Annotated in this window: 10 protein-coding genes; 6 read left to right on the top strand and 4 right to left on the bottom strand. The window is 37.4% G+C overall.

What is annotated here, in order from left to right:
* Positions 1 to 195: 195 nt before the first annotated feature.
* Positions 196 to 1,086, bottom strand: coding sequence for a LysR family transcriptional regulator (locus tag AC1IR0_RS15265; RefSeq protein ID WP_035334907.1), 891 nt, complete (start codon positions 1,084 to 1,086; stop codon positions 196 to 198).
* Positions 1,087 to 1,235: 149 nt separating this feature from the next.
* Here AC1IR0_RS15265 and AC1IR0_RS15260 point away from each other — a divergent pair, with 149 nt between their 5' ends.
* Together AC1IR0_RS15260 and AC1IR0_RS15255 are read left to right on the top strand one after the other, a co-directional pair.
* Positions 1,236 to 1,829, top strand: a complete 594-nt coding sequence (locus AC1IR0_RS15260; RefSeq protein ID WP_004647752.1) for an NAD(P)H-dependent oxidoreductase — start codon at positions 1,236 to 1,238, stop codon at positions 1,827 to 1,829.
* Between the two features lie 9 nt (positions 1,830 to 1,838).
* Entirely contained in the window at positions 1,839 to 2,153 is a 315-nt protein-coding gene (locus tag AC1IR0_RS15255; protein WP_005105962.1) for a putative quinol monooxygenase, read from the top strand.
* Positions 2,154 to 2,263: 110 nt separating this feature from the next.
* Here the strand turns inward: AC1IR0_RS15255 and AC1IR0_RS15250 are convergent, their stop codons facing one another.
* The 3 genes from AC1IR0_RS15250 to AC1IR0_RS15240 all read right to left on the bottom strand — a co-directional run bounded on the left by AC1IR0_RS15250 (position 2,264) and on the right by AC1IR0_RS15240 (position 3,328).
* On the bottom strand, positions 2,264 to 2,554 hold the full coding sequence (locus tag AC1IR0_RS15250; protein WP_004647750.1) for an addiction module antidote protein: 291 nt from the start codon (positions 2,552 to 2,554) through the stop codon (positions 2,264 to 2,266).
* A gap of 1 nt (position 2,555) precedes the next feature.
* Positions 2,556 to 2,852 carry a type II toxin-antitoxin system RelE/ParE family toxin gene (locus AC1IR0_RS15245; RefSeq protein ID WP_004647749.1) on the bottom strand — a complete coding sequence of 99 codons (297 nt, stop codon included), beginning with the start codon at positions 2,850 to 2,852 and terminating at the stop codon, positions 2,556 to 2,558.
* A 161-nt stretch (positions 2,853 to 3,013) separates the two neighbouring features.
* Positions 3,014 to 3,328 carry an ArsR/SmtB family transcription factor gene (locus AC1IR0_RS15240; protein ID WP_086044972.1) on the bottom strand — a complete coding sequence of 105 codons (315 nt, stop codon included), beginning with the start codon at positions 3,326 to 3,328 and terminating at the stop codon, positions 3,014 to 3,016.
* Between the two features lie 103 nt (positions 3,329 to 3,431).
* On the opposite strand from AC1IR0_RS15240, the gene AC1IR0_RS15235 reads away from it, so the two are divergent.
* From AC1IR0_RS15235 to AC1IR0_RS15220, 4 genes are all read left to right on the top strand, one after another.
* Positions 3,432 to 3,848 carry a YeeE/YedE family protein gene (locus AC1IR0_RS15235; RefSeq protein ID WP_086044973.1) on the top strand — a complete coding sequence of 139 codons (417 nt, stop codon included), beginning with the start codon at positions 3,432 to 3,434 and terminating at the stop codon, positions 3,846 to 3,848.
* Positions 3,849 to 4,265 (top strand): DUF6691 family protein, encoded by a 417-nt coding sequence (locus AC1IR0_RS15230; protein ID WP_155861417.1) that lies wholly within the window; start codon positions 3,849 to 3,851, stop codon positions 4,263 to 4,265.
* 2 nt (positions 4,266 to 4,267) lie between these two features.
* Positions 4,268 to 5,140, top strand: coding sequence for an MBL fold metallo-hydrolase (locus tag AC1IR0_RS15225; protein WP_086044975.1), 873 nt, complete (start codon positions 4,268 to 4,270; stop codon positions 5,138 to 5,140).
* A gap of 70 nt (positions 5,141 to 5,210) precedes the next feature.
* The gene (locus AC1IR0_RS15220; protein ID WP_086044976.1) at positions 5,211 to 5,993 is read left to right on the top strand and encodes a sulfite exporter TauE/SafE family protein; all 783 of its coding nucleotides are present in this window, start codon (positions 5,211 to 5,213) and stop codon (positions 5,991 to 5,993) included.
* The last annotated feature ends 7 nt before the right edge of the window (positions 5,994 to 6,000 follow it).

The following is a 6,000-nucleotide window of genomic DNA, read 5'->3' as shown; positions in this document are numbered from 1 at the left end:
ACATAGTGATCAGCATCCATATTTTATATCCAGTCCATGGTGATAAAAACCATCATAAACCAGACATTTTTATTGGTGAGAATATAGACACTTTAAATGGGTTCTAACAAGTCGACTTCGCATAACCTCCATTATGTTAAATGGGTAGTGATTTGGTGGATTTTTCAGACTCTGGTTTGAAAAATCCATTTAAAATTAATTAAGCTGTTGTAATTTTTCATATAAATAATCAATAAATAATCTAACTCTCTTAGGTATATAATTTTTTTTGTAATAGACAGCATGGATTTTTTGCTCATGAATCTTTATTTCATCTTCAAATAAAGCAATTAATTTACCTTCTTTTATATCCTTTAAAATTAAAAATTCAGAGAGACAAGCGATTCCTACGCCTTGTAAAGCAAGTTGACGAACACTTTCGCCATTAGAAGCTGTAATAGATGGTGAAGTTTTATATAGTTGATCATTTATATAAATTGGCCAATTATTTAAATGCAAAGGATGGCTAAATCCTAATAATCTATGTTGATTTAACTCAATAATAGATTTTGGTAAGTTATTTTTTTTGAGATATTCAGCGCTAGCAACGATATACAAACGACTTTTATATAATAATTTTGCATAGAGACTTGAATCTTCTAGATCACCAAATCGTATAGCAACATCTATTTTATGCTCTAATAAATCAATTACATGATCATGACTAGTTAGTTCAATACTGATTTTTGGATATCGTTCTATAAACTCTGGTATTAATGGAATAATTACATGCAATACAAACGGTGTTGCTGAATCTATTTTAATTAAGCCTGTAGGTTCAGTACCTGGATTAATTAACAACTCTTCAGCTTCATTCAAATCAGAAAGTAATTTTCTTGCTCTTTCTAAAAAAATTTTTCCATCATAGGTAAGATTAAGGCTACGGGTTGTACGTTCGATTAATTTAACATTTAATTTTTTTTCGAGGCGTTGTAATGTGCGACTGATAGCAGATGTTGTTTGATTTAATTGTTCTGCTGTTTTCACTATAGAGCCACAATCAGCGATCGTAACAAATACTAAAAGTTCATCAAATGTAGATTTCATATCTAAGTAAATCATTAATAAAAAATCATTTTTAATTATATATTAATTTTAATTATTAACAATTAATCAATAATGTTTTGTTAATAATTGCATTTATGTTGATGGATCTTAAATTTATATTGTACTTCTCTATTCAATTTGGGATGAAGATGAATAATATTTTAATTATCAATGGTGCTAAAACTTTTGCTCATTCTAATGGTGAATTGAATGATACCTTGACAATTTTAGCAGAAGAAGTGTTAACCAAATTAGGTCATAAAGTTAAAGTTACGCGTGCTGATAGTGCTTTTGATCCAAAAGAGGAGGTAAAAAAATATCTTTGGGCTGATGCTATTATTTATCAAATGCCAGGCTGGTGGATGGGTGCACCATGGACAGTAAAAAAATATATTGATGATGTATTTACTGAAGGTCATGGTCATATATACGCTAATGATGGTCGTTCACGTTCGGATACTTCTAAAAAATATGGTTCGGGAGGCTTAATGCATGGCAAAAAATTTATGCTGTCATTAACTTGGAATGCACCTGCTGAAGCATTTACTGATCCAAAACAATTTTTTGAGGGGAGAGGTGTAGATGGGGTTTATTTGCCTTTTCGAAAAGCCAATGAGTTTCTTGGTATGCAAAGCATGTCAACATTTATTGCTCATGACGTCATCAAAGCACCAAACTTACCACAAATAAAAGATGACTATCGCCAACATTTGATCCGTAATTTTTCTGCATCAGTGATATAGAGGTAAATCATGTTAACAATTATTGCTGAAATTAAAGTAAAACCCGGTTCAAAGCATCTGCAACATGTAATCAATTCATTCAAGGAGATCACACCAACAGTGTTTGAAGAAGATGGTTGTTTTGGTTACGAATTACTTATTAATCATGAGAGTCATGCGTCTTATCAGGCGCCATTGAAAAATACAGTCGTTATGTTGGAAAAATGGAAAAGTATCAAACATTTAGATGCCCACCTTGCAACCGTACATATGCAAGAACATCACTTTAAGATAAAAGATGATGTGCTTGGAGTTGATATCCGAATTTTAGAGAATGGATTTTAATCAAATTATTATATTCATTTATGAGTTTCTCTAAAATTAACATAATACACGTTATAGGAATCTAAAAATGGGAGCCTTTAGCTCCCATTTTTACTATATTTTTTAAAGCTTTAGGCGTGTTGTACTGTGAGTTTTAAGCCTAAAGCATTTACTACACGATTAATTGTATCAAAACGTGGTGCTGAATCATGACGTAGGGCTTTGTAGAGTGCCTCACGCCCAATCCCTGCTTCTTTAGCGATTTGAGTCATGCCACGAGCTTTAGCAATAACACCAAGTGCATGAGCTAATTCAGCTGGATCATTCTCTTCAAGAACCATATTGAGATAAATCACAATGTCTTCTTCAGTTTTGAGTGACTCAGCCATATCAAAACTTGGTAAATCAGCTACTTTAACCATTTTAATCCTCCAACGTTTTCGATAGTTTGACTGCACGATCGATGTCTTGTTGTTGAGTTGATTTATCTCCACCACCAAGCATTACAATCACAACGTCACCATGTTGGATGTAATACATCCTCCATCCAGAACCGAAGAATTCTCTCATTTCCCAAACGCCATCTTGGAGAGGTTTAATGTCTCCCCAGTTTCCACGTTGAACCTTATCTAATCGACGATTCAGGCGGATACGGGTCATATTGTCTTTAATGCCATCCAACCATTCATCAAATTCTGGCAGACGTTTAATTTCAATCATGAGGATTCCTTCTCTTCTCACTATATTGTATTCGATCGAATACAATATGCAAGTAATCTATATGAACATCCATTAATTTCGTATAACAGCCATTATGTTAAATGGTTCTATCGCATTAAGAACTAGATTAGATACTGTAAAGGGTGAAATGCGACAGAACCTTAATCGTGACTGCAATAAATTTCATAGAGTGTCTGCATGATTTTTAACACGCGCATATCGCTTAATTGATAAAAAATCTGTTTACCCTCCCGTCGTGTCGATACGATCTGATTGTTTCTTAAAACTGTTAGTTGTTGTGACAAGGTGGGTTGGTAGATATTAGTGCGTATTTCAATTTGCTGCACATTGAGTTCACCTTCCACCAAAACACATAGAATTTTAAGACGATCTGGGTTTGATAAAACTTTTAGACAATCACTAACAAGATCAACTTGTGAGAAGTCTATTCGCGTTTTTAACTGAGTAGTGTTCATGAATGCATCCTAATAATGAGATAAAAAAATTAAGATCTTCTACTTGAATAATTAAAATTATTATATAATATAAAAAAATATATTGTAAGTGGGTATATTTACTATGCATGATTTTCTGATCGCATTTTTAGGCGGATTGCTTCTTGGCGTAGCCGTGGTCGGCTATCTTTATGTGCATGGTCGTATCGCCGGAATCAGTGGTTTAATCGAACAGGTGCTGAACCCTTCAACGATGTTTAAAACACCTGCAATTTGGTTTCTGTTGGGCTTAATCACGGTGCCATTTATCTATGGACTGTTTGTTCAGCCAGAAATTGAATTGAATGCGAGTCCGCTGATGATGGTGGTTGCGGGTCTCTTGGTTGGCTTTGGTACACGCTTAGGTTCAGGTTGTACCAGCGGTCACGGCATTTGCGGGATGAGTCGTTTGTCTAAACGTTCCATCGTGGCCACCATGAGTTTCATGTTTGCTGGTTTTGTCACTGTTTATATGATTCGCCATATCACAGGAGCTTTCTAAATGAAAAATTTTCTCGCTTTTATTTTTGGTGGTTTGTTTTCTGTGGGGCTGATGGTATCAGGTATGTCGAATCCAGAAAAAGTGCTGGATTTCCTAGATCTGTTTGGTGACTGGGATGCCAGTCTAGCCTTTGTCATGATGGGTGCAATTGCCGTAGCATTTATTCCCTTTCAAAAAGCTATACGTTCTGCAGCACCGAAAACCGTTTTTAACGAACCTATTTTATTGCCAACCAGTCAAAAACTTGACCCACGCTTAATCATTGGCAGCCTGCTGTTTGGTATCGGTTGGGGAGTTGCTGGTGTATGTCCTGCACCAAGTTTTACTTTGATTGGTCTTGGACATTATCAGGTCCTGTATTTTATTGTCGCAATGCTTGTAGGCGTGTTGATTCACCGTAAGTGGGCAGGAGCTTAATGATGTCAAATTTCCCTGTTGTAAAAGATTTTTTTCATGAAGATACCAATACTTTTAGTTATGTGGTGAGTGATCCTACAACTCAGGCATGCGCAATTATTGACAGTGTGTTGGATTATGATGCTGCATCTGCAACCACTTCGACCACACATGCCGATCAGATTATTGCCTATGTCAAAGCACAGGGTTTAACAGTCGAGTGGATTCTGGAAACCCATGTCCATGCAGATCACTTGACCGCAGCGCAGTATCTCAAAGTTGAATTGGGCGGCAAGATTGCCATGAGTCAAAAAATTGCTGTGGTACAGGAGACCTTTGCTGCGATCTATCATTTGGATATTAAGCAATGGAATGCCCAGCAGTTATTTGATTACCTATTTGAAGATGATGAGAAATTTCAGATTGGTTCAATCGAAGCATATAACATTCCCACCCCCGGACATACACCGGCCTGCTTAAGTTATGTCATCGGTGATGCTGTCTTTGTCGGGGATACTTTGTTTATGCCGGATTATGGTACGGCACGTTGTGACTTTCCGCGGGGAAGTGCAGCAATACTTTTTGATTCGGTACAGCGCCTGTTTGAACTGCCAGAGAGTACCCGAGTATTTCTATGCCATGACTATTTACCACAAACCCGTGATCGCTATGTATGTGAGACGGATCTTCAGACGCAAAAAAACCGAAATATTCATATTCATCATGGTACGACCAAAGCTGAATTTGTAGAAATGCGTAATAAGCGCGATGCGGGTTTGAGTATGCCAAAACTAATTTTACCTTCGATACAGATCAACATGAAAGCCGGACAGTTCCCTGAGCCAGAAGAGAATGGAGTTTCTTATTTGAAACTTCCACTTAACTATTTCAGATAAACAAGTTTCAACATTAAACAACAAGGTTTGTCTTTTGTTGAATTGCTTGATTTAAAGAGGGGTGTGGGCTATGTGGATGTTGATACTGGAAAGCTTGGCCATTGGTGGCTTGCTAGGGTTAACAGGTGCTGGTGGAGGTATTCTCGCTGTGCCGGCACTCATGGCGAGTCAAGGGTGGACTGTAGCACAGGCTGCCCCTGTGGGCCTACTTGCAGTCACTCTATCCGCCTTGGTTGGAACATTTGAAGGTTTATTCAAACGTATAGTGCGTTATCGTGCTGCGCTTTGGATTGCTCTCATCAGCATTCCATCAGCACGTTATGGTGTGCATCTAGCAGGAATTATATCTCCAGTATGGCTAACCCTAGCATTCAGTCTAGTGATGCTGCTCGTCGCTTACCGGATATTCTTTAATAAAGTCCATGATCATGAAAATACACTGTGCAAGGTTAATCAAACTACAGGTCGCCTGATCTGGAATATGAAAACTGCTTTATCTCTCGGTATTATTGGTATGGTGGCAGGTTTGTTAACTGGCTTGCTTGGAGTGGGTGGTGGTTTTGTGATTGTTCCAGCAGTACGTAAAGTGACAGACCTCGATATGCGCAGTATCGTTGCGACCTCCTTGATGATTATTTTTCTAATTGGTGGGGTTAGTATTTCTGCCCACGTGTTGGACGGCTTTCAATATCCTGTTTCCATCACGCTCACTTTCGTTATGGCGTGTATTGTGGGGATGTTAATTGGGCGCAGTTTAATACATCGGATAGATGCTAATCGAGTGCAAAAGATTTTTGCAACGACTGTGATCGGAGTTGCTATGTATTTAATTTATTCAGTACTTACGGGATAAATGATTA

The sequence above is a fragment of the Acinetobacter sp. 129952 genome (assembly GCF_056642055.1).
The sequence above is the reverse complement of the archived record's forward strand: the minus strand, read 5'-3'. Positions and strand labels throughout refer to the sequence as shown.